The sequence below is a fragment of the Streptomyces glomeratus genome, from assembly GCF_021462825.1.
GTDB lineage: Bacteria > Actinomycetota > Actinomycetes > Streptomycetales > Streptomycetaceae > Streptomyces > Streptomyces glomeratus.
On the sequence record NZ_JAKEEB010000004.1, the window covers coordinates 17,722 to 43,205 of the forward strand.

General features: G+C 70.9%; 20 protein-coding genes. 6 read left to right on the forward strand and 14 right to left on the reverse strand.

The annotated features are described in order from the left end of the window. Window positions 1–6 precede the first annotated feature (6 nt). The 5 genes from LZ604_RS05825 to LZ604_RS05845 form a co-directional block, all read right to left on the reverse strand. Complete coding sequence (locus LZ604_RS05825; protein WP_234513139.1) at window positions 7–669, reverse strand: hypothetical protein; 663 nt, start codon at window positions 667–669, stop codon at window positions 7–9. Window positions 670–743: 74 nt separating this feature from the next. Beyond that, window positions 744–2,231, reverse strand: coding sequence for a GntP family permease (locus LZ604_RS05830; protein ID WP_234513140.1), 1,488 nt, complete (start codon window positions 2,229–2,231; stop codon window positions 744–746). Between the two features lie 137 nt (window positions 2,232–2,368). Continuing rightward, on the reverse strand, window positions 2,369–2,779 hold the full coding sequence (locus LZ604_RS05835) for a RidA family protein (RefSeq protein WP_234513141.1): 411 nt from the start codon (window positions 2,777–2,779) through the stop codon (window positions 2,369–2,371). After that, on the reverse strand, window positions 2,776–3,537 hold the full coding sequence (locus tag LZ604_RS05840) for an IclR family transcriptional regulator (protein WP_234513143.1): 762 nt from the start codon (window positions 3,535–3,537) through the stop codon (window positions 2,776–2,778). The genes LZ604_RS05835 and LZ604_RS05840 overlap by 4 nt, the downstream gene beginning before the upstream one ends. Further along, window positions 3,534–4,625, reverse strand: a complete 1,092-nt coding sequence (locus tag LZ604_RS05845; protein ID WP_234513145.1) for a sugar kinase — start codon at window positions 4,623–4,625, stop codon at window positions 3,534–3,536. The genes LZ604_RS05840 and LZ604_RS05845 overlap by 4 nt, the downstream gene beginning before the upstream one ends. Before the next feature lie 137 nt (window positions 4,626–4,762). Here LZ604_RS05845 and LZ604_RS05850 point away from each other — a divergent pair, with 137 nt between their 5' ends. Both LZ604_RS05850 and LZ604_RS05855 read left to right on the forward strand, forming a co-directional pair. Continuing rightward, a complete protein-coding gene (locus tag LZ604_RS05850; RefSeq protein ID WP_234513147.1) occupies window positions 4,763–6,040 on the forward strand; it encodes an amino acid deaminase in 1,278 nt (425 codons plus the stop codon). 11 nt (window positions 6,041–6,051) lie between these two features. Then, the gene (locus LZ604_RS05855) at window positions 6,052–7,662 is read left to right on the forward strand and encodes an N-acyl-D-amino-acid deacylase family protein (protein ID WP_234513149.1); all 1,611 of its coding nucleotides are present in this window, start codon (window positions 6,052–6,054) and stop codon (window positions 7,660–7,662) included. Window positions 7,663–7,690: 28 nt separating this feature from the next. Here the strand turns inward: LZ604_RS05855 and LZ604_RS05860 are convergent, their stop codons facing one another. Both LZ604_RS05860 and LZ604_RS05865 read right to left on the reverse strand, forming a co-directional pair. Beyond that, entirely contained in the window at window positions 7,691–8,584 is an 894-nt protein-coding gene (locus tag LZ604_RS05860; RefSeq protein ID WP_234513150.1) for a S1 family peptidase, read from the reverse strand. Window positions 8,585–8,779: 195 nt separating this feature from the next. Next, a complete protein-coding gene (locus tag LZ604_RS05865) occupies window positions 8,780–9,466 on the reverse strand; it encodes a hypothetical protein (protein WP_234513151.1) in 687 nt (228 codons plus the stop codon). Between the two features lie 126 nt (window positions 9,467–9,592). On the opposite strand from LZ604_RS05865, the gene LZ604_RS05870 reads away from it, so the two are divergent. Together LZ604_RS05870 and LZ604_RS05875 are read left to right on the forward strand one after the other, a co-directional pair. Next, window positions 9,593–10,804, forward strand: a complete 1,212-nt coding sequence (locus LZ604_RS05870; protein ID WP_234513152.1) for a pyridoxal phosphate-dependent aminotransferase — start codon at window positions 9,593–9,595, stop codon at window positions 10,802–10,804. Window positions 10,805–10,886: 82 nt separating this feature from the next. Further along, window positions 10,887–11,312, forward strand: coding sequence for an SCO4983 family protein (locus tag LZ604_RS05875; protein ID WP_234513153.1), 426 nt, complete (start codon window positions 10,887–10,889; stop codon window positions 11,310–11,312). Window positions 11,313–11,578: 266 nt separating this feature from the next. Here the strand turns inward: LZ604_RS05875 and rfbB are convergent, their stop codons facing one another. After that, complete coding sequence (gene rfbB / locus LZ604_RS05880; RefSeq protein ID WP_234513154.1) at window positions 11,579–12,553, reverse strand: dTDP-glucose 4,6-dehydratase; 975 nt, start codon at window positions 12,551–12,553, stop codon at window positions 11,579–11,581. 388 nt (window positions 12,554–12,941) lie between these two features. Further along, entirely contained in the window at window positions 12,942–14,765 is a 1,824-nt protein-coding gene (locus tag LZ604_RS05885) for a phosphoenolpyruvate carboxykinase (GTP) (RefSeq protein WP_234513155.1), read from the reverse strand. A gap of 307 nt (window positions 14,766–15,072) precedes the next feature. On the opposite strand from LZ604_RS05885, the gene trhA reads away from it, so the two are divergent. Continuing rightward, window positions 15,073–15,786 (forward strand): PAQR family membrane homeostasis protein TrhA, encoded by a 714-nt coding sequence (gene trhA, locus LZ604_RS05890; protein ID WP_234513156.1) that lies wholly within the window; start codon window positions 15,073–15,075, stop codon window positions 15,784–15,786. 120 nt (window positions 15,787–15,906) lie between these two features. Continuing rightward, window positions 15,907–16,638: a Mut7-C RNAse domain-containing protein gene (locus LZ604_RS05895; RefSeq protein WP_234513157.1), complete on the forward strand. Its 732-nt coding sequence runs from the start codon at window positions 15,907–15,909 to the stop codon at window positions 16,636–16,638. A 32-nt stretch (window positions 16,639–16,670) separates the two neighbouring features. Here the strand turns inward: LZ604_RS05895 and LZ604_RS05900 are convergent, their stop codons facing one another. The 5 genes from LZ604_RS05900 to LZ604_RS05920 form a co-directional block, all read right to left on the reverse strand. Further along, window positions 16,671–19,097 (reverse strand): galactose oxidase family protein, encoded by a 2,427-nt coding sequence (locus LZ604_RS05900; protein WP_234513158.1) that lies wholly within the window; start codon window positions 19,095–19,097, stop codon window positions 16,671–16,673. Further along, window positions 19,094–20,332, reverse strand: a complete 1,239-nt coding sequence (locus tag LZ604_RS05905; protein WP_234513159.1) for a glycosyltransferase — start codon at window positions 20,330–20,332, stop codon at window positions 19,094–19,096. The genes LZ604_RS05900 and LZ604_RS05905 overlap by 4 nt, the downstream gene beginning before the upstream one ends. Further along, window positions 20,329–21,972, reverse strand: a complete 1,644-nt coding sequence (locus tag LZ604_RS05910; protein WP_234513160.1) for an ArnT family glycosyltransferase — start codon at window positions 21,970–21,972, stop codon at window positions 20,329–20,331. The genes LZ604_RS05905 and LZ604_RS05910 overlap by 4 nt, the downstream gene beginning before the upstream one ends. After that, complete coding sequence (locus tag LZ604_RS05915) at window positions 21,969–23,246, reverse strand: glycosyltransferase (protein ID WP_234513161.1); 1,278 nt, start codon at window positions 23,244–23,246, stop codon at window positions 21,969–21,971. Before LZ604_RS05915 ends, LZ604_RS05910 begins: the two co-directional genes overlap by 4 nt. A gap of 210 nt (window positions 23,247–23,456) precedes the next feature. Further along, window positions 23,457–25,484, reverse strand: coding sequence for a thioredoxin domain-containing protein (locus LZ604_RS05920; protein WP_234513162.1), 2,028 nt, complete (start codon window positions 25,482–25,484; stop codon window positions 23,457–23,459).

A 25,484-nucleotide genomic window follows, 5' to 3' on the forward strand; every position in this document is an offset into this window, starting at 1 on the left:
CGCGGTTCAGTCGTCGCCCTTCGCGAGGGCGGCGGGTTCCTTCTCGCCGTCCTCGAAGTAGGCGTCCAGAACCTCGTCCAGCCGGGTCTCCCACTCCTTGAAGCGCGCCCTGGCCGTCGCCTCGATCTCGATCGGGTACCAGCGGCGGTCAGGGGTGTGCACCGTGACGGTGAACCGCTTGCCGAAGCGCGCGGTCTCGGTCTCGACGGCACCGATCTCGTCCCAGCGGAACTCGCACTCCTGGTCGTCCAGGCGCAGCCGTACACCGCTGTGGTCCGCGACGATCCGCGCGCGGCGGTCGGCGGCCTCGAAGACGGGACCCTGCGGGGCCTCCCCGGCGGCTTCCACCGTACCGGCTTCGTCCGCGTCACCTTCCTCCGCGCCGCCTTCCTCCGCGCCGCCTTCCTCCGCGGCGCCTTCCACCGCGCCGGCTTCCTCCGCGTCACCTTCCACCGCGGCGACCTCGTCGTCGGGTTCCCCGGCGGCGGCCTTCCCGCCGGCCGGGACCGCGTCCTCCGGTTCGGCGGAGCCGCCGGGCTCCGCGGAGCCCTTCCGCTCGGCGGAGTCCTGCCCGTCGCGGGACACGGGTGAGGTGAGCCCGGGGATGAAGGCCGGGTCGAACCCGGCACCCTCCAGGGGCTGGCTGCTCGGACCTATGCGCTGCTCCACAGCGGGCAGTATGGTCCAAGATCCTGTGACGGACACAGCCGACCCCTGCATCGTTATACGAATCTTCGCCGTTCCTATACGAAGACGCTCACCGCCGCGGCCACCGCGAACCCGGCCACCGACAGCACCGATTCCAGTACGGTCCACGTGCGCAGCGTGTCCCGTTCGCTGATCCCGAAGTACTTGGCCACCATCCAGAACCCACCGTCGTTGACGTGCGAGGCGAAGATCGAGCCCGCCGAGACGGCCACGATGACCAGGGCCGCGAAGCCCTCGGAGTGGTGGCTCCCCGTCAGCAGCGGGGCGACGATGCCCGCCGTGGTGACGATCGCGACCGTCGCCGAGCCCTGGGCCACGCGCAGGACCAGCGAGATCAGGTACGACAGGACGATCACCGGCAGGCCGACGTCGTGGAAGGTCTCGGAGAGGGCCTGTGCGACCCCGCTGCCCTTGAGCACCGCGCCGAAGACACCTCCCGCGCCGACCACGAGCAGGATGTTGCCGACCGGCTTGAGGGAGGCGGTCGACACCGCCTCCAGGGACTTGCGGGACCAGCCGCGGCGGATGCCCAGCAGGTAGTAGGCCAGCAGCAGCGCGATCGTCAGCGCCACGAAGGGGTGGCCGAAGAACTCGATCACCGACCGCACCGAGGAGGGGGCAAAGGCGATCGACGAGAAGGTGGCGAGGAGGATGAGGACCAGCGGGGTGCCGATGATGGCGAGCACCGTGGCGAGCGGGACCGGCTTCTCCGGCGGGTCGACACCGGCCGCCGACTGCTCCTCGGCCAGCGCCGCCTTCGCCTCCTCGGCCGCCTCGACCATGTCCTGCGGTACGGCTACGAAGATCCGCCTGCCGATCCAGGCCGACCACGCCCACGCGGCCAGCACCGCCGGGATGCCGCAGACGATGCCCATCAGGATGACCATGCCGAGGTCGACCTTGAGCAGACCGGCGGCGGCCACCGGACCGGGGTGCGGCGGCAGGAAGGCGTGGGTCATCGACAGGCCGGCGAGCAGCGGAAGGCAGTAGAGCAGGATCGACTTGCCGCCCCTCCTGGCGGCCGCGTACACGATCGGCGCGAGCACGAAGATGCCGACGTCGAAGAAGACCGGGATGCCGAAGATCAGACCGGTGAGGCCCATGGCGAGCGGGGCGCGCCGCTCGCCGAAGAGGTTCAGCAGCCGGGAGGCCAGGACCTTGGCGCCGCCGCTGACTTCCAGGACGGCACCGAGCATCGTGCCCAGGCCGATGATGACGGCGACATGGCCGAGGGTGCCGCCCATGCCGGACTCGATGAGGGAGACGGCGTCGGAGCGCTGGACCGTGCCGAACAGTTCGGTGACCGACAGGCCCGCGCCGAGGCCGACGGCTATGGAGACGGTGAGCAGCGCCACGAAGGGCTGGAGTCTCACCTTGATGATCAGGACGAGCAGGAGCGCGATCCCGAGTGCCGCGACGGTGAGCAGGCCGGCGGTGCCGTGGACGAGGGCGAGCAGACCGCCGGTGTGGGGTGGGGCGGGTGGTGGCGTGGCGGCGGCAGGCGTGAGCGAAGGCATGAGCATGACAGGTGGACCTCTTGCTTCTCGTAAGGCCATGGAGCTTTCGGGCAGGGAGGATCGCGGCACGGCACCTCAGGGGGTGGGGGCGCCGGGCCGTGAAGGCGTACGGAGTGCGGAAGCGGTGGTGGGCCGGCGCGGGGTCAGCCGAGCACGGCCAGCGCGTCGATCTCGACGAGGAGGCCGGCCGGGAGGCCCACGTAGACGGTGGTCCGGGCGGCGGGCGGCTGGGTGAGGCCCTGCTCGTCGAAGTAGGCGTTGTAGATCTCGTTCATCTCGGCGAAGTGGTCCACATCGGTCAGATAGACGCGGATCATCATCACGTCGTCCCAGGCGGCCCCGCCCTCCTGCAGGATCGCCTCGACGTTGGCGAGGGTCTGAAGGGTCTGCTCGCGCAGGGTGGGGCCCGCGGGTGTGGGCGGCCTGCCCTCCTCGGCGGGCAGGAAGCCCACCTGGCCTGCGACCTGGAGGATGTTGCCCTTCCTCACGCCGTGGGAGAAACGGGCGGGCGGGGCCGTGTGGGTCTTCGGGGTCAGAGCGATCTTGTCCGTCATACGGCGTCCTTTGCGGGGGTGTTGCCGGAGTACTCCCGGGTGATGGCGTCCGCGGTCCGGCGCACCAGCGGGAGGAGGGTGAGGAGTTCGTCGGCGGTGACGACGACATTGGGCGCGGAGACCGACATGGCCGCGACGACCCGTCCGTCGGCTCCCCGGACGGGGGCGGCTACACAGTTGATGGACTCCTCGTGGCCGCCGAGGTCGCTGGCCCAGCCCTGTTCGCGCACGGTCGCCAGCTCCCGGAGGTAGGCGGCGGCGTTCGGCGTCGAACGGGCCGTGTAGTGGGGGTAGTCGAGCCTGTCCACGACGGCGCGGCGCTCCGGCTCGGGGAGATCGGCGAGAAGCAGCTTCGCGACGGCCGCGACGGTGATGGCGACCGGCTTCCCGATCCGGGAGTACATCCGCACCGGGTAGCGGCTGTCCACCTTGTCGATGTAGAGGACCTCGTTCTCCTCGTACACCGCGAGGTGGACGGTGTGTCCGCACTCCTCGTTGAGGCGGACGAGGTGGGGATGGGCGATCTCCCGGACGTCGAGGTTCTCGACGGCCTGCTGGGCGAGGGCGAAGAGGCGGGCGCCGAGGCGGTAGCGCTGGTCGGACTGGCGGTAGACCAGGCCGTGCTCGTGCAGGGTGCGCAGCAGGCGGAGGGCGGTGGACTTGTGCACGCCCAGCCGGTCGGCGACCTGTCCGAGATCGGCGGGTCCCTCGGCCAGCAGCGGCAGGATGCTCAGCGCCCGGTCGACGGTCTGGCTCATGGCGTACGTACCTCCTCCTCGGCCCGTGCGTCGGCTTCGGTCCAGCCGGGGCCGAGTCGAAGTGTCCCCCACGCGTCGTCGTCGAGTGCGGCCAGGCGATCGGCGTGGTCCCGCGAGGCAGGGGTGGCGAGGTCGCCGGGGACGGTCAGCGCGGCGGCGGCCATCAGGTGCCCGTGCCGCAACCGGTCCCGCAGGGGCAGTCCGCGCAGGGTGGCGGAGAGGAATCCGGCGGCGAAGGCGTCACCGGCGCCGACGGCGGCCACGACGTCGACGTTCAGCGCCCGCACGAAGTCGGCGGTGCCCGTGGCGTCCTCGCTCAGGCCGTCGGCCCCCCTCGCGAGGACGGTCGCCCCTCCCCTGCCCTGCTTGACGACCACGATGTCCGGCTCGGGCAGCGCCTCCCTGACGGCGCGGGCGCCGTGCAGCCCCCACACCTGGCGGGCCTCGTCGGCCCCCACGAACACGATGTCGGCTCCGCGCGCCAGTTCCCTCAGCACCCCGGGCCCGTCGCCGTCGCGCCACAGCCCGGGACGGTGGTTGACGTCGAAGGAGACGAGCGGGCCCCCGGCCCGAGGTGCCGTCAGTTCCCGCAGCAGCCCCAGACAGCCGTCCGACAGCGCGGCCGTGATCCCGGACAGATGCAGCACACGGCCGGCCCGCACCGCGCCCAGATCGACGTTCTCCACCGTCATCGCCGAGGCCGCCGAGCCGGCCCGGTAGTACGCCACCTCATGGGCGCCGGTCGCCCGGTCCCCCGCCGTGCGGAAGTAGATCCCGGTCGGGCGCGCCGGATCCCGCGGTACGGACGCGACGTCGACGCCGTACGCCCCGATGGCCTCCACCAGGTGATCGCCGAAGCCGTCCGCCCCGACCCTGCTGACCCACCGCGCGGAATGCCCGGCTGCCGCCAGCACGCATGCGACGTTCGACTCGGCGCCTCCGATGCCCCGCTCGAAGGACGGCACGTCGGCGAGCCTGCCCGGCCCGGACGGCATGAACGTGACCATGGACTCGCCGAGCGCGACGACATCCACGGTGTCCGCGGCGTCCGGGGCGGCAGCGGCGACGGGCAGGCCGTTGGCGGTCACGATGGACGTGGCTCCTCTTCGCTTCGCGGGTCACGGCGGCTCCGTTGACCCCGCGTCGGCCGGGATGTTAGACAGCAACAAGCGAGATACGCAACGGTCGTTGCAGAGGACGCAACGACCGGCCTCAGGGAGGCCCCATGGACGCCGCCACCGCCGCAGAACGCCTCACCGCCCTCATGGCGGAACGCGTCGACCACCGCTTCAAGGGCCTCCCACCGGACGCCGAAGGACTCACCCTCGCCGGCCTGGCGGCCGAGCGCCGCAATCTGTTCACCGGCGGCTTCACCACCCCGCTCCTCGCCCTGTCCGCCGAGCGCCTCCGGCACAACCTCGCCCTGATGGAGACCTACACGACCCGCCACGGACTCGCCTTCGCCCCGCACGGCAAGACGTCCATGGCCCCGCAGCTCTTCCACCGCCAGATCGAGCACGGGGCCTGGGGCATCACCCTCGCACTCCCCCACCAGGTGCGGGTGGCAAGGGCGTTCGGGGTCCGGCGGGTGTTCCTCGCCAACGAGCTGGTGGACGCCGCGGCCCTGCGCTGGATCGCCGCCGAGCTGGCCGATGACCCGGACTTCCGCCTCGTCTGCTACGTCGACTCCGTGCGCGGGGTGCGGCTGATGGACGCGGCGCTGCGGGGCGCCGCCCGTCCCGTGGAGGTCGTCGTCGAGCTGGGCGCGGGCGAAGGCGCCCGCACCGGCGTGCGCACGGAGGCGGACGCCCTGGCGGTCGCGGAGGCGGTGGCGGGCACCGACACGCTGCGTCTGGTGGGGGTGGCGGGGTACGAGGCCCAGGTCCCCGAGGCGTCGCCGGAGCGGGTGCGCGCCTGGCTGCACCGGCTGGTCGGGATCGCCGTGGAGTTCGACAAGGCGGGACGGTTCGCCGGGGCCGACGAGATCGTGGTGAGCGCCGGCGGGAGCGAGTGGTTCGACGCGGTCGCCGACGTCTTCGCCGGCATCCCCGATCTCTCGCTGCCCGTCCTGAAGTTGCTGCGCTCGGGCGCGTACGTCTCGCACGACGACGTCCACTACCGCAGGCTGACCCCGTTCAACCGGGTGCCCGAGGAGGGCGCCCTGGAGCCCGCCTTCCGGCTGTGGGCCCAGGTGGTGTCCCGCCCGTCGGCGGATCAGGCGTTCGTCAACGCGGGCAAGCGGGACGCGGCCCATGACCTCGACCTCCCCGTGGCCCAGGTGGTACGCCGGGACGGCATCGAGCGCCCGGCGGCCGGGATCGAGGTGACGGCCCTGTCGGACCAGCACCTCTGGCTGCGCACCGGCCCCGAGGCGGACGTCGAGGTGGGCGACTGGGTCGGCTTCGGTCTGTCCCACCCGTGCACGTCCTTCGACAAATGGCAGGTGATCCCGGTGGCCGAGGCGGACGGGACGGTCGTCGACTGCATTCGTACGTTCTTCTAGGAGGGCCGGTCGTGGAGCAGCTCGTCATCCGGGACGCGGACGTGGTGGACGGCAGCGGGGCACCCTCGTACCGCGCCGACGTCGTGATCGACCGCGGCAGGATCACCGCGATCGTGAAGGAGGCCGCGGCGGCGGGCTGCCAGCGCCCACGCGCCATGCGGGAACTGGACGCGGAGGGTCTGGTCCTCGCCCCCGGCTTCATCGACATGCACGCCCACAGCGACCTCGCCCTGGTGCGCGACCCCGACCACAGCGCGAAGGTGGCGCAGGGCGTGACGCTGGAGGTCGTCGGGCAGGACGGGCTGTCGTACGCGCCGGTCGACGACCGGACGCTGGAGGAGGTCCGCCGCGCGATCACCGGCTGGAACGGGTACGGCGACGACGTCGACTTCACCTGGCGGTCGGTGGGCGAGTACCTGGACCGCCTGGACCAGGGAATCGCGGTCAACGCCGCCTATCTGATCCCGCACGGCACGGTCCGGATGCTGGCCGTCGGCTGGGAGGACCGGGAGGCGGCACCCGAGGAGCTGGACCGGATGCGGCGCCTGGTCGCGGAGGGCATGGAGCAGGGCGCCGTCGGCATGTCGTCCGGGCTCACCTACACCCCCGGCATGTACGCCAGGAACGCCGAACTCACCGAACTGTGCCGCGTGGTGGCCGGATACGGCGGCTACTACTGCCCGCACCACCGCAGTTACGGGGCGGGCGCCCTGGAGGCGTACGCGGAGATGGTGGCCCTGGCCCGTGAGGCCGGCTGCCCGCTGCACCTCGCGCACGCCACCATGAACTTCGGCGTGAACGCGGGCCGCGCCCCCGAGCTGCTGTCCCTGCTCGACGAGGCCCTGGCGGCGGGCGCGGACATCACCCTGGACACCTACCCCTACAGCCCGGGCTCCACGACGCTGGCCGCGCTGCTGCCGGGCTGGGCGGGCGAGGGCGGCCCCGAGGAGATCCTGCGGAGGCTCACCGATCCCGCGACGGCCGAGCGGATCCGCCACGACCTGGAGATCAACGGCGCCGACGGCTGCCACGGTGTCCCCGTCGACTGGGACACCGTCGAGATCTCCGGGGTGAGCGATCCGAAACTCGCCGGGTACGTCGGCAGGACCGTCCGGGAGTCGGCGGACCTGCGCGGCGAGGCCCCCTGGGTGACGGCCCGGCGGCTGCTGGTCGAGGACCGGCTGGCGCCGACGATCCTCCAGCACGTGGGGCATGAGGAGAACGTCCGGGCGATCATGCGGCACCGCGTCCACACGGGCGGCTCCGACGGCATCCTGCGGGGCGCGAAACCGCACCCTCGCGCGTACGGCACCTTTCCGCACTATCTCGGCCGCTACGTACGCGAGTTGGGGGTGCTGTCCCTGGAGGACTGCGTCGCCCGTCTCACCTCGCGACCGGCGGCCCGGCTGCGGCTGCCGGACCGCGGTCTGGTCCGCGAGGGCTACCGCGCCGACCTGGTGCTCTTCGACCCGGCCACGGTCGCGGCGGGCGCCACCTTCGAACGGCCGCGGACGCTTCCGACAGGAATCCCGTACGTGCTGGTCGACGGCCGTCTCGCGATCGAGGACGGCCGCCGCACGGACGTGCTGGCGGGGCGGGCGGTCCGCAGTACTCCCGTGTGACCGCCCGCCGTCGCACCGCCGCAGGCGGTTACGGCCTGGGCAGGACGCAGCCGCTCGCGCCGAGGTCCAGCTTGTTGCCGGGGCCGAAGCACGCGGGGATCTGGTAGGTCTCCTCGGCGTAGTTGATGCCCTGGCGCACGGTCACCGTGCCGTTCGCGTCGACCTCGCAGGGGTTGTCGACGGTGCAGCGCTCGCCGTCCTCGTTGCCGGTGTTGTTGACGGCGACGACCTTGCCGGTGGCGTTGTCGATGACGGGCGACCCCGAGGTGCCGCCGATGGTGTTGCAGGCGGAGGTGTAGCGGACCGAGTCCTTCCAGGTCCAGTCGCCCTCCTTCAGGCGGTAGACGAAGCCGTCGACGTTGCAGCTGTAGATCCGCTTCCAGTAGCCGGAGACCACCTTGATGGCGGTGCCGGCGACCGGGTGGGTGTCGGCGACAGTGAGCGCGCTGATGCCGTACGAGCTCCTGATCTGCGCATAGGTGCGGGTGAGCTGGTAGATCGTGATGTCCGTGTCGGTCATCGTGGAGTACGCGACCTTGCTCGCGCGCAGCGTCGCGACCCGGCTGCCGGAGGAGTTGAGCAGTCCGAAGGAGCGGCTGGAGGACTGGTCGACGATGACCTCACCGGGCGACGGGAAGCCGGTCTCCAGGCAGTGGCCGTTGGTGAGCACGAGCGCCGGGTCGGTGTCCGCGGACTTCGGGAAGCGGATGACGGAACCGGAGCAGTTGCTGAGCGAGACGGTGCCGGCGAAGTCGACGGCCCGGAGGGTGGCCGTACGGGAAGCCTCCGTGGTGCGGGAAGCCGTGATCGTGGCCCGGGGAGCCTGGGCGGTCCGGGCGGCCTGGGGAGCCGCGACCGCCGGTGCCGCGCCGGCTCCGGCGATCACCAGAGCGAAGAGCGCGGCGGCGAAGGGCTTTCTCATGTGGGGGTCCCCTCTTGAGGAGGTTGCGCTGACGAGAGGGGCCGGAGGTCGTCCGGCCCGCCCGTTTTCGTCATGCACTGTTTTTGTCATGCGCATTGTCAGTGCAGCGCCATGCGGGGACAAGGAGCGGTTTTCGGCCGTCTCACCGAAGCTCCTGCGCGCGCGTCCGCGTCCGCGGCGGACCGCCGGACCCCTCTACCAGGGGTGCTTGGGACCTCCGTGCCCGTGGCCCGGCCCGTGCCAGTTGGCAGACTCGGTGGGGCTCGCGCTGACGGAGGGCGGTGTGGACGGGGCATTGCCGGTGGGCGCCGCCGTGGAGGTGGCCGGGGCCGCGCTCCGCGTGGCCTCCGCCTCCCGGGAGGCGGAGGCCGTCGGGGACGCACCCGCCGCGGCCGGCGCGACGGAACGGGACGGGCCCACCGAGGCGGAGGTGGACGGGGAGCCGTCCGCGGCCGACGCGGACCGGGCCGCCTTCGGTCGCGCGGACTCCTCGGCGCCTCCCGGCGCGCTGCCGCCGGACCCGGAGCCGAAGCTCCCGGCGAGAGCGGCGGCCACACCCACGACACCGAGCGCCCCGACGGCCATGAGCACACGGCCGGGCACCCGGGAGCGCGGCGCGGACCGCCTCCGGTGCCGGGAGCCGCCTTCGGGGGCGGCCGCCACCGGGCCGTACCCGTCGGGTGCCAACCGGGGCAGCTCCCGCGTCTCGTCGTAGGCGTTCTGCCAGCCATGGGCGGTGGCAGGGTCGGCATACCGGCCGTACTCGGGGGTCGCCTCGGCGTGGGGGTGGTACACGTTCGGGGGACCCCCGGGTTCACCCGTCACGCCGTTGACGGGCTGCCCGCCGTGGGTCCCCTCACCGGGCCTTTGTTCCCAAGACATGGGCGTGCATTGTAGGGGCGTAAGTGACGCGTGATGCGGCCGACCGGGGACGACCGGCCGAACCGGCACCGCCCACGTGGTGGAAAACACGCGGCGCGACCGGATACACGGCCGTAAGCTCACGACATGCAGGTGATCCAGTCCACGAAGCTCGCCAATGTCTGCTACGAGATCCGGGGCCCGGTTCTCGAGGAGGCGATGCGGCTCGAGGCGGCGGGTCACCGCATCCTCAAGCTGAACACCGGCAACCCTGCCGCCTTCGGCTTCGAGTGCCCGCCCGAGATCCTCGAGGACATCCTCCGCAACGTCTCGACCGCCCACGGCTACGGCGACGCCAAGGGCCTGCTCGCCGCCCGGCGGGCGGTCGTCATGCACAACCAGACCCTCGGCATCGAGACGGACGTCGAGCACGTCTTCGTCGGCAACGGCGTCTCCGAGCTGATCGTGATGGCGATGCAGGGCCTGCTGGACGACGGCGACGAGGTGCTCGTACCGGCACCGGACTACCCCCTGTGGACGGCGGCGGTGTCCCTGTCCGGCGGCACGGCCGTGCACTACCACTGCGACGAGCAGTCCGACTGGATGCCGGACCTCGCGGACGTGGAGCGCAAGGTCACCGACCGCACCAAGGCCATCGTCATCATCAACCCGAACAACCCGACGGGCGCCGTCTACGACGAGGCCGTGCTCCGCGGCCTGACGGACATCGCGCGCCGGCACAACCTCCTCGTCTGCTCCGACGAGATCTACGACAAGATCCTCTACGACGGCACCACGCACACCCCGACGGCGGCCGTCGCCCCGGACCTGCTGACCCTCACGTTCAACGGCATGTCCAAGGCGTACCGGGTGGCGGGGTACCGGGTGGGCTGGATGTCGATCTCCGGTCCCCGGGCGCACGCGCAGTCGTACATCGAGGGCCTGACGATCCTCGCCAACATGCGGCTGTGCGCGAACATGCCCGGCCAGCACGGAGTGGTGGCGGCGCTCAGCGGCCGCCAGACGATCAACGATCTGGTGCTGCCGGGCGGACGACTGAAGGAGCAGCGGGACGCGGCGTACGAGCTGCTGACCCGGATCCCCGGCGTGACCTGTGTCAAGCCGAAGGGCGCGCTGTATCTGTTCCCCCGCCTCGACCCCAAGGTCTTCAAGATCAAGGACGACCGGCAGATGGTCCTCGACCTGCTGCGGAGCGAGAAGATCATGGTCGTCCAGGGGACGGGATTCAACTGGCCGGACCCCGATCACTTCCGGGTGGTGACCCTGCCGAACGTGGGCGACCTGACGGCGGCGATCACGCGGATAGGGGACTTCCTCGACGGATACAGCCAGCCCTGACAGGCCCGGTTCCCGATCAGGCTCAACTTTAGACGAAATCCAAGCTAGGATGGCTTCCTGTCAGAGCACAGGAGGCCGTCCCATGTACGAACCGATCCGCACCAAGTCGGTCCACACGCCGGCCGGCCCCGCCCCCGACTTCCCGCACCGCTCCCGCGAGGAGGAGCTGGACATCCAGCTCGCCGGCCATCTGGCCGCGCTGCTCGCGGTCACGGACGAGCTGCGGGCCCTGGCACCCTCCGGAGAGCTGGACACCGCGGCCGAGCGACTTGCCGAGCAGGTGACGCGGCTGCGCGGAGGCGTGCCGCCGGCCCGTGCGGCGGCGGCCGCGCACGGCGGTGCACCGCAGGTCGCGGCCCTCCACCGGCGCGCCCACGCACTCGCGGGCCGGGCCCTGGTGGTGTCGGCGTCCCGCGCGGACACGGCGGCGGCCATCCTGTCGGCGGAGCGTATGGACGCGCATGCCGCCTCGTCGGCCGAGCCGCGCGAGCCGATCGCCGCCGGCTGACCCTCTCGAGCCGCCCAGGGCGGCTCCCCTTCACGGCCCCGGTCCGCGTGCACCAGCAGCGACGCGCGGACCGGGTGCCACCCCTGTCTCCGTCGCCTGCCCACCGGGGTCCCGCGAACTCGCGCGTTCTCCAGGCCGCTTCCGCCCCGGGGGCCGTGGCGGCCCTGTCTGCGGACGAATTGCCGGAGAGCCCTCCCAACGGACGGATGACAGCACGAGATTGGCATCGATTCCGGTGAACCGCGCCTCCACCTGCATGCTCGTGCTCAGTGCAGCTTCGCCCTCTCCTTGAGCGGCTCCCACCAGGAGCGGTGGGTCCGGTACCAGGCCACCGTGGCGGCCAGTCCGTCCGAGAAGTCGACCTGGGGCGCATAGCCGAGCTGTTCCCGGATCTTGCCGTCGTCCAGCGAGTAGCGCAGGTCGTGGCCCTTGCGGTCGGCCACGTACTCGACCCGGTCCCAGCCCGCGCCGACCGCGTCCAGCAGCAGGCCGGTCAGCTTGTGGTTGCTCAGCTCGGTTCCGCCGCCGATGTGGTAGACCTCGCCTGCCCTGCCGCCGTGCAGGACCAGGTCGATGCCCCGGCAGTGGTCGGAGACGTGCAGCCAGTCGCGCACATTGCGCCCGTCGCCGTACAGGGGGACCGTCCTGCCGTCGAGCAGGTGGGTGATGAAGAGCGGGATGACCTTCTCGGGGAACTGGTACGGGCCGTAGTTGTTGGAGCAGCGGGTGACCACGACGTCCAGGCCGTGGGTGCGGTGGTAGGCGAGCGCGATGAGGTCGGAGCCTGCCTTCGACGCGGCGTACGGGGAGTTGGGCGCCGGCGGGCACTCCTCGGTCCAGGATCCTTCGCCGATCGAGCCGTAGACCTCGTCCGTGGAGACATGCACGAACCGGCCGACGCCGTGCCGGTGGGCCGCGTCCAGAAGCACCTGGGTGCCCAGCACATTGGTGCGGACGAACGGGCCGGCGCCGTCGATCGACCGGTCCACGTGCGACTCGGCGGCGAAGTGGACCACCGCGTCATGGCCCGGCATCACCTGGTCGACCAGATCCGGATCGCAGATGTCGCCCCGGACGAAACGGTAGCCGGGGTGTTCCGCCACCGGCGCGAGATTGGCCTCGACCCCGGAATACGTGAGGCCGTCGAGCACGGTGATCCGCGCCGCCGGGTCCGTTCCAAACCGCCGCCGGACGTATTCCGAACCGATGAATCCGGCACCGCCGGTCACGAGGATACGCATGGGTCTCCGAGTTTATCGGTCGATTTCGCCGGGCGAATTCGACGCGGTCCTGCGGCCCCAGGCGCCGTGGCCCCTCCGCCGGAGCGACCCGGGCCGCCGAGACCGGCACCGCCCTCGCGGGAAGGCAGCGGGCCCTGCCGCTCGGCCTCCGCAAGCGTCGGTGCGGCGGGCGCATCCGAGCGGGTCGACGGCCATGCAGCCTGCTCTTCGGCGCTCTGCACGGTGTGTACGGGGATATACGGACACCGGGCCGGGGCCCGCACCCGTACGCCGTTGTACGGTGCGGGCCCCGGCCCGGTGCAAACACGGTGCTGTCACCGCGGCCGGCCTTCGTGACGACATCGCTGGTCAGGGCATGCCGGACCGGCCGCGGAGCTTTTCGGTGGGCTCAGCCCAGGCGCTGCACCAGCGCGCGGTACTGGTCCCAGAGTTCCTTCGGGGTGTGGTCACCGAAGGTGTTGAGGTGCTCGGGCACCAGGGCCGCCTCCTCGCGCCACACGTCCTTGTCGACGGTGAGCAGGAAGTCGAGGTCGGACTCCGACAGCTCCAGGCCGTTCGTGTCCAGCGCCTCCTTCGTCGGCAGGATGCCGATCGGGGTCTCGACGCCCTCGGCCTTGCCCTCCAGACGCTCCACGATCCACTTCAGGACGCGGCTGTTCTCGCCGAAGCCGGGCCAGACGAACTTGCCCTCGTCGTTCTTGCGGAACCAGTTGACGTAGTAGATCTTCGGCAGCTTGGACTGGTCCTTGTCCTTGGCCACATCGATCCAGTGGCCCATGTAGTCGCCCATGTTGTAGCCGCAGAACGGCAGCATGGCGAACGGGTCGCGGCGCAGCTCGCCGACCTTGCCCTCGGCGGCGGCGGTCTTCTCGGAGGCGACGTTCGCACCGAGGAAGACACCGTGGTTCCAGTCGAAGGACTCCGTGACCAGCGGGACCGCAGAGGCGCGGCGGCCGCCGAAGAGGATCGCCGAGATCGGCACGCCCTTCGGGTCCTCCCACTCGGGCGCGATGATCGGGCACTGCGAGGCGGGGACCGTGAAGCGGGCGTTCGGGTGGGCGGCCGGGGTCCCGGACTCCGGCGTCCAGTCGTTGCCCTTCCAGTCGGTGAGGTGGGCCGGAGTCTCCTCCGTCATGCCCTCCCACCAGATGTCGTTGTCGTCGGTGAGGGCGACGTTGGTGAAGACCGAGTTGCCCCACAGCGTCTTCATCGCGTTGGCGTTGGTGTGCTCACCGGTACCGGGCGCGACACCGAAGAAGCCGGCCTCGGGGTTGATCGCGTACAGGCGGCCGTCCTCGCCGAAGCGCATCCACGCGATGTCGTCACCGATCGTCTCGACCGTCCAGCCGGAGATCGTCGGCTCGAGCATGGCGAGGTTCGTCTTGCCGCAGGCGCTCGGGAAGGCCGCGGCGACGTACTTCGACTCGCCCTGCGGGGGCGTGAGCTTGAGGATCAGCATGTGCTCGGCGAGCCAGCCCTCGTCGCGCGCCATGACCGAGGCGATGCGCAGGGCGTAGCACTTCTTGCCGAGCAGCGCGTTGCCGCCGTAGCCGGAGCCGTACGACCAGATCTCACGGCTCTCGGGGAAGTGCGAGATGAACTTGGTCTGGTTGCAGGGCCAGGGGACGTCCTTCTGGCCGGGCTCCAGCGGGGCCCCGAGGGAGTGGACGGCCTTGACGAAGAAGCCCTCGGAGCCGAGTTCGTCGAGGACCGCCTGGCCCATGCGCGTCATGGTGCGCATGGAGACGGCGACGTACGCGGAGTCGGTGATCTCCACACCGATCGCGGAGAGCGGGGAGCCCAGCGGGCCCATGCAGAACGGCACGACGTACATCGTGCGGCCGCGCATGGAACCGCGGAACAGGCCGTTCTCGCCCTGGAAGATCTCCCGCATCTCGGCGGGTGCCTTCCAGTGGTTGGTGGGGCCGGCGTCCTGCTCCTGCTCGGAGCATATGAACGTACGGTCCTCCACCCGGGCGACGTCGGTCGGGTCGGAGGCCGCGTAGTAGGAGTTGGGGCGCTTGATCGGGTCGAGCTTCTTGAACGTGCCCTTGCGGACGAGCTCCTCGCACAGGCGCTCGTATTCGGCCTCGGATCCGTCACACCAGACCACGCTGTCCGGCTGCGTCAGTTCGGCGATCTCGTTGACCCACGAGATCAGGTCCTTGTGCTGGGTGGGGACGGTTGAGGGAGCCGCGATGTCGCGCGCCACGATCGCTCCTAGAAGAGGGGTTTTCTGTTGATTGCCCCGTGGGGGCTGCGACCCGGATGCTTCGTAGCCGCTCATCCGGTGCCGACCTCACTCATTTGATCATCCGACGTTCTCGCCCATCTGTCCAGAGGACGTCACACCTGAGCGGAGTGAGGATCGCCACGTATGCCCGCCATTCTTTGCGTCTACATAGGGTTCAGCAGAAGGATTTTTTGCGTTGGCACGGTTTCCGCACAGGCCGGACAGCCCGGGTGATACCGGTCGCACTGGATACGCAACTTACGGTTCCGTAGGTACCATGCCGGGCATGACTGCGTCCGTCCCCGACGCGCCCACGGACTCGCCGGCAGCCGGCCGCGATCCCGTCGCGCTCTCCCTGCCCCATCCCATCAAGCCGAGGCTGCGCGGGTGGCTGCACCTCGGAATGTTCCCGGCCGTCCTCGTCGCCGGCCTGGTGCTCACGGCGCTCGCGCACTCACCCCGCGGCAGAGTCGCCTGCGGGATCTACGTTCTGACGGCCTGTCTGCTCTTCGGGGTGAGCGCGCTCTACCACCGCGGCAGCTGGAGCCCGCGCATGGACGGCGTACTGCGCCGGCTCGACCACGCGAACATCTTCCTGATCATCGCGGGCACCTACACGCCCCTGGCCCTGCTGCTCCTGCCGGGCGCGAAGGGCCAGTGGCTGCTGTGGGGCATCTGGGCCGCCGCGGCGGCCGGCATCGTCTTCCGCGTCTTCTGGGTCGGCGCCCCGCGATGGCTGTACACGCCCTGTTACATCGCGATGGGCTGGGCCGCCGTCTTCTTCCTCCCCGACTTCATGCGCACCGGCGGTATCGCCGTCCTGGTGCTCGTCATCGTCGGCGGGCTGCTCTACAGCGCGGGCGGCGTGGTCTACGGGATCAAGCGGCCGAACCCGTCACCCCGGTGGTTCGGCTTCCACGAGGTGTTCCACTCGCTCACCCTCGCCGCGTTCGTCGTCCACTACGTCGGGATCTCCCTGGTGGCGTACCAGCACGCGTAGCGGGCGAAGGGAAACGTCATATGAAAGCCACCGGCTTTTGACACTGCCTTTCAGCTGGACCGGCCCCCGGCCCCCGAAACCCGGAGGCCGGGGGCCGGTCCCGCGTGTCATCCTGAGCCGGTGAACGGACCCGAGATCCACGTCGAGTTCGCCCCCGCGCTGGGGCTCTTCGTCCCGCACGCCCGGCGCGGGCGCGCCACCGCGGTCGTCACCGACGGCGCCTCCACACTCGGCCATGTCGTCGAGTCGCTGGGCGTGCCGCTGACCGAGGTCGGAGCGCTCCTCGTGGACGGCCGCACCTCGCCCTTCTCCCACGTCCCGGCCGCCGGCGAGCGGGTCGAGGTCTGCCCCGTGCAGCGCCCCCAGCAGGTGCCCGGCGCCCCGCTCCGCTTCCTCCTGGACGTCCACCTGGGAACCCTGGCCCGCCGGCTGCGGCTGCTCGGCGTGGACGCGGCCTACGAGTCGACCGACATCGGCGACCCGGCCCTCGCCACCCGCTCGGCGGCCGAGCGGCGGGTGATGCTCAGCCGCGACCGGGGGCTGCTGCGCCGCCGCGAGCTGTGGGCGGGTGCTTTCGTCTACAGCACCCGGCCGGACGACCAACTCCGGGACGTGCTCGACCGGTTCGCCCCCGAGCTGCGGCCGTGGACCCGGTGCACCGCGTGCAACGGCGTGCTCCGCGACGCCAGCAAGGAAGAGGTCGCCGACCAGCTCCAACACGGCACACGCCGTTCGTACGACGTCTTCGCGCGCTGCCGGGCCTGCGGCCGCGCCTACTGGAAGGGCGCGCACCACGACCAGCTGGAGGCCATCGTGGAGCGCGCCCTGACGGAGTTCCCGACCCGGGCCTAGGTGGGGGTTTTTCAGACCCTTCTAGCACCCTCCTAGCGGCCGTTCCGCGCGTCGCCCTTCCCGCAGGCCACCCCGTCCCTGTTCGGGTCGAGGCCGAGCGGGTCGTCCTTGCCGTTGACCCGGAGCCGGCCGTAGTCGTTGCGCGCGAGCCAGGCGCAGCGCGCGGCCGTCGTCCTCTTCACCCCGGGCGGGAACGCGGTCGGCACACACACATTGACCGAGCCGTAGTGCCGGTCGCAGCCGGAGATGGTCGTGCTCACCTTCTGCGACGTGCGCTTCTGTCCGGCACCGGTGGTCCTGCCCGCCGGCGAGTCGGCGAAGGAGTGGACGTGGGCCGCGGGGGTGTCCGCGCCGAGGGCCGCCGGGCCCCTCAGGTGGATCCACCGGGCCACCGACGGGACGCCGTTCGCGTCGACCGCGAAGAGCATGTACCAGCCGGGCGGGGCCAGATTGGGGTTGCTCGTCACGTTCAGGTCGACGTTCTCGCCGTCCACCGTCAGCGGCAGGTCCACGAACCGCTGGTTGGGGTCGGAGGAGTGGGTGACCGCCGCCGGGCGGATCAGTTCCGCCTTCGCGATGGGCCGGTCGACCGTGATGCGCTGCGTGGTGCCGTACGTCCATTCCGCCTGGATGACCGAGGTGATCGTCGGACGGGTGCCCTTGAACAGGTACGGCGGCGAGTAGATCGACACGTTGTGGTTCCACGTCCCGTTGCCGGGGTTGTCACCCGTCGCCATCACCCTGCCGTCCGGCAGCAGGAACGCCGAGGAGTGGTAGCCGCGGGCCTCGGGGTCGGCGGCGACGGGGTCGAAGGTGCCGGCGTCCGGGTCGTAGATCGAGGACTCGTACACCGGGTCCGCCCGGTTGTGCAGGGCGCCGCCCGTCTCCAGCACCTTGCCGTCGGGGAGCAGCACCGCGGAGACGTACATCTTGCCCTGCCCGCCGGTCTCCGCGGCCTTGCCGTTGCCGAGGTCGACGGTGCCCTGCGGGAGCGGCGGCCCGGCGACGTACGACGGGCGGGCCTGCTTGAGGTCGATCAGGTCGGTGAGCCGGTTCGCGTCCGGGTTGGAGTCGATGTTGCCGCCGCCGAGGGTGAGGACCCTCTGGTCCTGGGCCGGGGGCAGCAGCACGCTCGCCGACTGGTCGCGCTCGTCCTTGTTCCGCAGGCCCGGGATCTGCGTGACGGTGTTGGCGCCGTAGTCGTAGATCGCCGAGCCGGTGCCCGGGATGTTGTTTCCGAAGACATGGCTGCCCGAGTAGAAGAGGCGGCCGTCCTGCATCAGGATCATCGAGGGGTACAGACCCCAGTACGACCAGGTCTGGTTGACCTTCCACAGCGGCTGCCACTGCTGCCCCCGGTCCGACCAGTACTCGGTCGTCACCGAGCCGGTGGAGTCCTCGCGCAGCCCGCCGAAGGAGATCACGTCACCGTTGCCGAGTTCGGTCGCGGACGGGTACCAGTGGCCGTCGTTGAGGTCGTTGGTCTTGGTGTAGGTCTCGGTCTTCGGGTCGAAGACGTACGAGTCCTTGAACCCCTCGTAGCCGTGTCCGCCCACGACCGGGTACGCCTTGTTGCCGCTCATGACGAGCACCCGCCCGTCCTGCAGCTGCACATGCCCGGCGCAGAACATGTCCTTCGGGGTGGGGATCACCTTGTACGAGCCGTCCGAGGGATCGTAGACCGCGCTGGTGAACGTGCCCGCGTCGAAGTTCTCCTCGCTGTTGCCGGAGCCCGCGATCAGCAGCACCTTGCCGTTGTCGAGCACGACGGAGTGCATGGAACGGACGGGGTTCTGCGCGGGCAGGACCTGCCAGCGGCCGTTGGCGCACTGATCCGTGGTACCGGTGCACTGCGCGGGCGGCAACGGATCGGCGACCTGCTCCATCGTGTAGTCGTCGGTGGTCACGGACCCGGTGCCGTACACCGAGACACCCCAGGTGATCAGGTCCGTGCCGGAGGGCACCTCGGGGGTCCGGACGCTCGCCTCAGCCCAGCCCGCGCTCATGTCCAGCGTCTTGAGGTCGGTCCAGTACTGCCAGCCGGCCGTCGCGTCGTGCCGGAACAGGGTGATCGCGGTGTCGGGGGTGGTCGACTCGTACCAGAGCGACAGGTCGTACTGCTTGCCCGGGGTGACCACGGGCGCGCAGCTCGCGGACTCGGTGATGAGTGCCTTGCGGTCACCGTCGACGCGGCGGGTCAGCTCGACCTTCATGGCCTTGCTTCCCGTGTGGGCGTCCCCGGTGGTGGTGAAGGTGAAGTCGTTGTCGCCCCAGCCGGACCTCTCCCAGCAGTACGGCATCCCGTCGGTGCCGGCGGTCTCGAAGCCGGGGTTCTTCACGAGGTTGGCGGCGGACGCGGGCTGCGGCGAGGTCAGCAGCAGGCCCGTGGTCAGGCCGGTCACCGCGAGCAGGGCGGTTCTGCGTCTGCGCAGGACGCGGAGTCTGCGAACGGTCTTCACAGGGTCCTCCTCGCTGTGCGGCTCCCGTCCGCGGCGGGCCTCGGCTCTTCGGCGGTGCCCCGTCCTTCGGCCTTCCGCCCCCGGCGCGGCAGATAGACCAGCGCCTCGGTCCCCACGAAGCGCAGGACGAACGTCATCACCAGCGCCAACGCGGTGGCCGGCAGCGCGCCCATCCCCAACTCGTGCACCAGCAGGGCGATCAGCGGGATACGCAGCACCAGGTCGGCATTGGCGAGCAGCGCGAACCGGCCCACCCGGTCCCACCAGTGGCGGTGGCGGCGGCGCTCGCGGAACAGCAGGTGCTCCATGAGCAGGAAGTTCCAGGCCACGCCCAGCTGGTTGGCGAGGATCTCCGCCGGAACGTAATGCAGACCGAGCCGGGTGAGCCCCCACAGGCCCGCCAGGTTCGGTACGAAACCGGAGGCGCCGATCAGCCCGAAGGCGACCATGCGGGCGATCGGCGAGGCGGTGCGCAGCCCGGCCAGATGACGCAGGAAACGGAAGCCCTCCCGCGCGGTCGACTTCGACTCGCCCGCGAACCGGTCCTGGAAGACGAACGGCACCTCGGCGACCCTGCGCGGTCTGCTGCGCACGGCCAGCTCGAGGAGGATCTTGTAGCCGAGCGGCTGGAGGGTCTCCGCGGTGACCGCGCTGCGGCGGACGGCGAAGAAGCCGCTCATCGGGTCGCTGATGCCCCGCAGCCGGCGCGGGAAGAGCGACTTGGTGAGCCAGGTCGCGCCGCGGGATACGGCGATACGGTAGCCGCCCGCGAGCCCGGCGCGGCTGCCGCCCTTGATGTAGCGGGAGGCGACGACCAGCCCGGCGTTCGCCCGCTCCCCGGTGCCGATCAGTTCCGGTACCAGGGACGGCGGATGCTGGAGGTCGCCGTCCATGACGACGATCCAGTCGGAGCCGGCCGCCTTCATGCCCTCCACCACGGCCCCGCCGAGCCCGCCGGCCGGCTCGTCCCGGTGCAGCACGGTGACCGGGAACGGACAGTCCTGCGCCTCGCGGAAGATCACATCGGGGGTGTCGTCGGTGGAGTCGTCGACGAAGACGACCTCGCAGGGCAGCCGGGACGGTACCGACTCGGTGATCCGGCGCAGCAGTTCGCGGATGTTGGCCGACTCGTTGAACGTCGGTACGACGATGGTGACGGCGCCCGGTTCGGGCACTTCGGCGGCCCGTACCGCCGGATCGCCCAGCTCGCCGGGGGCGGTGGATTCCTGGCTCATCGGTCGCCTCCCGCGGCCTGGTCAACCCTGCGGATCTCGATCCGGTCGGGGCCGGTGCCAAAGGTGGCCACCGGCGTGGAGTGCTTGATCGCGGCCATGACGCCCGGCAGGTCGACCGCGTCGCGCCGGACGGTCGGGGAGGCGACCACATAGTCGAGGTCGCGCCAGCCGTGCGGCATGGTCCTGGTCACCGCGGGGTCAAGGTCGGCCTTGTAGAACCAGATGACGCCGAGCCCTGGCCGGTATCCGGCGTGGACGAGGTCGAGCCAGAGCGCGTCGTCGACGAGGACGCGGGTGTCCTTCGGGTCCTGCACCTCGCTGGTGAGCCAGTGGGAGGCCGCCCGGTAGGAGGCGTTTGCGTCGGCGGTGACGGCGGTGCGGTCGCCGTCGTACCAGCGGGGCACGACGTACGCCCCGGCGGCGGCCAGGAGCAGCGCCGCCACGGCGTACCGCGCCCAGGTGACGGCGGGCCGCTCGGTCCTGCGGCGCCACCTGTGCAGCACCCCGTGGGCGATGCTCGCGGCGGAGCCCGCCAGGACCAGGGCGAGAAACGGCAGGGCCTGGATGACGTACATCGCGGGCAGATAGCCGCTCGGCCGCATCGCGACCAGGGTGAGGATCGCGACGGCGAGCGCGGGCCCGGCCAGCGCCCGTGCGGTGACCGACCAGCGCCAGGTGAGCAGGAGCAGCAGCGCTCCGGCGAGACCGCCGAGCGGCAGGACCCGGTCGTAGTAGAGCCAGGAGTGCAGTACGCCGTAGGAGCCGGAGCCCGGGTCGAGGAGGAATCCGGAACCGGCCCGGCTCATCTGGTAGGCGACGCCGTCCCACAGGGAGACATGGCCCGCTCCGGGCAGCAGCTCACCCTTGAGCAGGGCGAAGAGCGGGTACGACAGCCCGATCAGGGCGCACGCCGTGACGGCGCCGGTGAGCGCGAACTTGCGGGTGTCCCGGTGGCTGTGGCGCCACATGGTGAGGAAGACGGCGGGCAGGACGACGAGCATCGTCTCCTTGGTGAGGACGCCGGCCGCGGCGGCGAGTCCCGCGCCGAAGTGATGCCAGAGGTGACGGCTCGGGGACGCGGCCAGGGTGAACGCGAGGAGCGTCCACATCACCGCGAGGTTGTCGAGGAAGATCTCGCGCTGGAGCACCACCGACAGCGGCGAGAGCCCGAACAGGACCATGGCCGACCCCGCCGCCCAGACGGGCAGCCTCAGGCGCCGGGCAAGGATGTAGACGAGGACCGCGCTCACCGCGCTCACCAGCAGCATCGCCGGGCGCATACCGCCGACCGTCATCAGTGAGGGGTCGATGCGCGAGGGCAGCCAGGTCAGCAGGGCTATCTGGATCCAGCCGAGCGGCGGGTGGTCGTACCAGTAGGTGTAGTGGGCGAGCCCGTGGCCGTTCTGCACGGCCCAGGCCTGGGCGAGGTAGGTGCCCTCGTCGTCGCTGAGGGTCGGGTAGTCGGCGATGTTCCAGCCCTGCACCGTCAGGATCGCCGCGAGGAGCACCCCGCACAGCACCAGATCCGGCCGTGAGCTGCGGAAACGGAACACCGGAGGGGAGCCGGGGACGGATTCGGGGACAGGTGTGTCCTGCGCGGGGACCTTTGTGCCGGTCGCCGCGGGAAGAGTGGAGGTCACGCGGGAACGTCCTCTCGGGTCTCGCGGATCACGGCGGCCGTGTGCAGATGCGCGCCGACGTGGCTGGTCAGCTCCCAGTCGTTGCGGCCGCGCTGCTCGCGCCAGACGGCGCGGACCGCGGCGCCCGCGAGGAGCACCTGGTAGAAGGGACCGCCCACGATGAGCTTCACGTAGTGGACGAAGCGGACGCGCAGCCCGTACTGCTTGCCGAAGTCGTGCAGCCCGACCACCTCGAAGACGAAGGTGACCGCCGCGGTGACGAGCGGCAGGAAGGTGAGGAAGGCGATGCCGACCGGCACGTCCAGGAAGAGGGCCACGCCCGCGTTGAGCGGGATGATGACACCGGAGAAGGCCTGCAGGAACGGCGTCATCAGGGTGTACCGGGCGAGCATCCGCTGCCCGAGGCCGGGGAGCTGCTTCCAGTCCTTCTTGCGGTACACCTGGAGGAAGCCCTGGTTCCAGCGGGTGCGCTGCTTGAGCAGCGACATCAGCGAGCCGGGGGTCTCCTCCCGGGTCACCATGTCGGAGTCGTAGGCGACGACGACCTTCTTGCCGACGCTGGACAGCCGCACCCCCAGGTCGCAGTCCTCCGCCAGGCAGTCGGGGTCCCAGCCGTCGGCCTCCCTGAGCACGTCCGTGCGCACGAAGACGGTGTTGCCGCCGAGCGGGATGAACCCCTTCTGCGCGTGCAGGTGCAGCCGGGAGCGGAACCAGAAGAAATACTCCAGGCAGTTGCGCAGGCTGTACCAGCTGGAGTGGAAGTTGATCAGCTGCACCCCGCCCTGGACGACGTCGGCGCCCGTGGTGCGGAACGCGTGGTCGACATGGGCGAGCAGCTCCGGATGGACCTGGTCCTCGGCGTCGAAGACCCCGACGACATCGCCGCGGCAGTGCGGCAGCGCCGTGTTCATGGCCTTCGGCTTGTTCTTCTTCTCGTGGTGGTCGACGACGACGCGGACGCGCCCGTCGCGGGCCGCGGCCTTCCTGGCGACCTCGGTGGTCTCCGGGTCGTCGTGCCCCACGATCACGATGATCTCGAAGTCGGTGTGGCTGGACTCCAGCAGCCGCTGGATGGTGTGGTCGAGCACGGCCTGTTCGTGTCTCGCGGGCAGCAGCAGCGAGAACGACAGATGCTCGGCACCGTCCGGGCTGCCGAACCGGGTGGAGGCCAGTACCTCGGGCGTGCGCCACGCGTGCATCTGCCACCACAGGGTGAAGGCCGCCATCCAGAACAGTGCCAGCGATACGGCAGCGATTAAGACAGACGTCAGCAAGGAAAAGATCCCCCCAGATCCCCAGAACCCCCCTGTCGCGACAGCGAGTCACTCCTGTCGCTTCACCGTGGAGAGAGTAGGTGGGAATTGTGAAGTCCGGGAGCTCTTCCGATAAATAGCGTGTTTCGTAACGGTCGCCCGTCTACAGGGATCTACCCGGAGCACACGCCCGTTCCCGACGTCTGGAACAACGCGTTTCCCTGCGGCGTCTCAGCCGCTCAGCGCCCTGCGGAGACGCTCGGGATCCGTGGTCGGCGCATCACATGTGAAATTGCGGCAGACGTATGCCGTGGGTTCACCATTGGCTGGAACTCGGTCGGCAAGGAGCGGGAACTCATCACTCTCCGGAGTTCCCACGGCCACGACCGCGCCCGGAGCGGTGCCCAGGAGCGCCGTGCGGTGCAGGGTCCTGGTCGCCGGGTCGTCGAGGGACGGGCCGACGATCGCGACCTCGCGCGGCCCGTCGAGGAGCGCCTCCGCGACGGCGAGCCCCCAGCCGATGAACCGGGGCACCCGCGGGCCGAGCGCCTTGACGACACCCAACGCCCGCTCCGCCGCGGTGCGGTGGGGTTCGGCGCCGGTCTGGGCGGCGTACGCCAGCAGGGCGCCGGCGGCGGCGGTCCAGCCGGACGGGGCGGCGTTGTCGGTGGGGTCCTGGGGGCGGCGGATGAGCTTCTCGGCGTCGGCGGCGGTGTCGTACAGCGCCCCGCTCTCGTCGGTGAACCGGGTCAGCACCTGGCCGAGCAGAAGCCCGGCGAACTCCAGCCAGACGCCCTCGCCGGTGACGGAGGCCAGGGCGAGGAAGCCCTCGGCGACATCGGCGTAGTCCTCCAGCACGCCCGCGTTGGCGCCCGCCCGGCCGTCCTTCGAGGTACGGGCGAGCCGCGCCTGCTCGTCCATGTGCAGCCGTACCAGGAGGTCGCCCGCACCGATCGCGGCGTCCACGAGATCGGGGCGGTCGAAGTACGCGCCGGTCTCCGCGAGGGCGGCGACGGCGAGGCCGTTCCAGGCGGCGACCACCTTGTCGTCCCGGCCCGGGGCCGGGCGTCCGGCCCTCGCCTCGAAGAGGCGGCGCCTGATCGACTCGACCCTGTCCGCGTCGAAGACACCCTCGCTCCGGGGGAGCTGGAGCACCGAAGCACCCTGCTCGAAGGTGCCCTCGTCCGTCACGCCGAAGTACTGGGCCGCGAGCTCGGCGTCCTGCGGGCCGAGGACCTCGGCGAGCTGTGCGGGCGTCCACACGTAGTAGGCACCCTCGACGTGCCGGCCCGTACCGTCGTCGCTGTCGGCGTCGAGTGCGGAGGCGAAGCCGCCCTCGGCGGTGCGCAGTTCGCGCACCATGAAGTCGGCGGTCTCCAGGGCCACCCGGCGGGCGAGTGCGGATCCGGTGGCACGCCACAGGTGCGCGTACACACGGCACAGCAGGGCGTTGTCGTAGAGCATCTTCTCGAAGTGCGGCACCACCCAGTCGCGGTCCACGGAGTAGCGGGCGAAGCCGCCGCCCAGCTGGTCGTAGAGGCCACCGCGCGCCATGCGCTCGCAGGTGTCCCGCGCCATCTGCAGGGCACCCTCGGAGCCGGTGCGGGCGTGGTGGCGCAGCAGGAACTCGAGGACCATGGACGGCGGGAACTTGGGGGCGCCGCCGAAGCCGCCGCGCTGCGGGTCGTACTCACGGGTGAGGCCGAGCAGGGCCTGGGCGAGCTCCTCCTCGCCGGGGGTGCGGGTGTCGCCGTACGGGAACTCGCGCCCGGCGAGGTCCCGCACGATCTTCCCGGCGACCTCGGTCACCTCCTCCCGGCGGTCGGCCCACGCCTGGTGGACGCCCTGGAGGACCTGCCGGAAGGAGGGCATCCCATGGCGGGGGTCGGGCGGGAAGTAGGTGCCGAAGTAGAACGGCTCGGCGTCCGGGGTGAGGAAGACGGTCATGGGCCAGCCGCCCTGGCCGGTGGCCGCCTGGACCGCCTCCATGTAGACGGCGTCTACGTCGGGGCGTTCCTCGCGGTCGACCTTGACGCTGACGAAGCGCTCGTTGAGGTAGGCGGCGGTCTGCGGGTCCTCGAAGGACTCGTGCGCCATGACATGGCACCAGTGGCAGCTGCTGTAGCCGACACTCAGCAGGACGGGCACGTTCCGCTTGCGCGCCTCGTCGAAGGCCTCCGCCGACCAGGGCCACCAGTCGACGGGGTTGTCTGCGTGCTGGAGCAGGTACGGGGACGTCTCATGGGCCAGTCGGTTCAC

Coding starts and splice junctions, on each gene's coding strand:
- LZ604_RS05830 (WP_234513140.1), bottom strand. CDS start 2,231: ATGCTCATGCCTTCGCTCACGCCTGCCGCCGCCACGCCACCACCCGCC.
- LZ604_RS05835 (WP_234513141.1), bottom strand. CDS start 2,779: ATGACGGACAAGATCGCTCTGACCCCGAAGACCCACACGGCCCCGCCC.
- LZ604_RS05840 (WP_234513143.1), bottom strand. CDS start 3,537: ATGAGCCAGACCGTCGACCGGGCGCTGAGCATCCTGCCGCTGCTGGCC.
- LZ604_RS05850 (WP_234513147.1), top strand. CDS start 4,763: ATGGACGCCGCCACCGCCGCAGAACGCCTCACCGCCCTCATGGCGGAA.
- LZ604_RS05860 (WP_234513150.1), bottom strand. CDS start 8,584: ATGAGAAAGCCCTTCGCCGCCGCGCTCTTCGCTCTGGTGATCGCCGGA.
- LZ604_RS05865 (WP_234513151.1), bottom strand. CDS start 9,466: ATGTCTTGGGAACAAAGGCCCGGTGAGGGGACCCACGGCGGGCAGCCC.
- LZ604_RS05870 (WP_234513152.1), top strand. CDS start 9,593: ATGCAGGTGATCCAGTCCACGAAGCTCGCCAATGTCTGCTACGAGATC.
- LZ604_RS05875 (WP_234513153.1), top strand. CDS start 10,887: ATGTACGAACCGATCCGCACCAAGTCGGTCCACACGCCGGCCGGCCCC.
- rfbB (WP_234513154.1), bottom strand. CDS start 12,553: ATGCGTATCCTCGTGACCGGCGGTGCCGGATTCATCGGTTCGGAATAC.
- trhA (WP_234513156.1), top strand. CDS start 15,073: ATGACTGCGTCCGTCCCCGACGCGCCCACGGACTCGCCGGCAGCCGGC.
- LZ604_RS05905 (WP_234513159.1), bottom strand. CDS start 20,332: ATGAGCCAGGAATCCACCGCCCCCGGCGAGCTGGGCGATCCGGCGGTA.